Here is a 798-nt window from a genome sequence, read left to right as displayed (position 1 = left end):
GATCTGCATGGTCGAGGAAACCGAGGTGATCCTGCTTCTTAATTCTTTTAAATTGGCCATTCTTTTTAGTTATGAGCTTTGAGTTACGAGTTATGAGTTTTTTATAATGGAAACCATAATTCTTATTAACTCTTCACACTTAGCAATTAAAACTTTACAATCATTTTCTGATGTCGCTTCAATAAGCTCCAACCAGTATTTCGTTTCATCGGCTTCCTTCAAAGCGATACCGAATTTATTCTTGAAATCTTTTGTACTAACTCCCCGTTGTGCTTCTCTTACATTGGCTCCAATGCTCGTTCCACTTTTTAAAAGTTGGGAAGCCAGCTCGTATTCATTCTGCCTTTTCAAAGACCGGGTAAAGAAAACAATGTCACAAGCAAACTGAAAACTTTTTATCCTAACAGGGCTATCTTCCAGTTTGCTCATAACTCATAACTCTTAACTCAGCACTTGAAAAACTATTTTTTATACTTTGCTGAAAGCTCCTTAGCAACCTGCGTAAGCGTATCTGTGATCTCATCATTGATCTTACCTGCCTTAAGTTGATCAAGAACATCTCTGTGCTTGGCATCAAGGTACTCCAGGTAATCTTTTTCAAACTCCCTGATCTTGTCTACAGGTACATTTCTCAATAGGTTCTTAGAACCGGCATAGATGATCGCGATCTGGTTCTCCACAGGATAAGGATTGTTCTCTGCCTGCTTAAGGATCTCCACGTTACGCTTACCTTTTTCAATGATGTTAAGGGTAGCAGGGTCAAGGTCTGATCCAAACTTCGCAAATGCTTCAAGTTCA

General features: G+C 39.0%; 1 protein-coding gene and 1 pseudogene. Both read right to left on the bottom strand.

From position 1 onward, the window contains the following. Positions 1–90 precede the first annotated feature (90 nt). Entirely contained in the window at positions 91–429 is a 339-nt protein-coding gene (locus HC176_RS15560) for a four helix bundle protein (RefSeq protein WP_167919890.1), read from the bottom strand. 32 nt (positions 430–461) lie between these two features. Beyond that, positions 462–798 (bottom strand): annotated as a pseudogene (locus HC176_RS15555) (F0F1 ATP synthase subunit alpha); the annotation flags it as partial.

The organism is Tamlana crocina (assembly GCF_012037625.1).
Note: the sequence above shows the minus strand (reverse complement) of the source record. Positions and strands in the feature narration are given on the sequence as shown.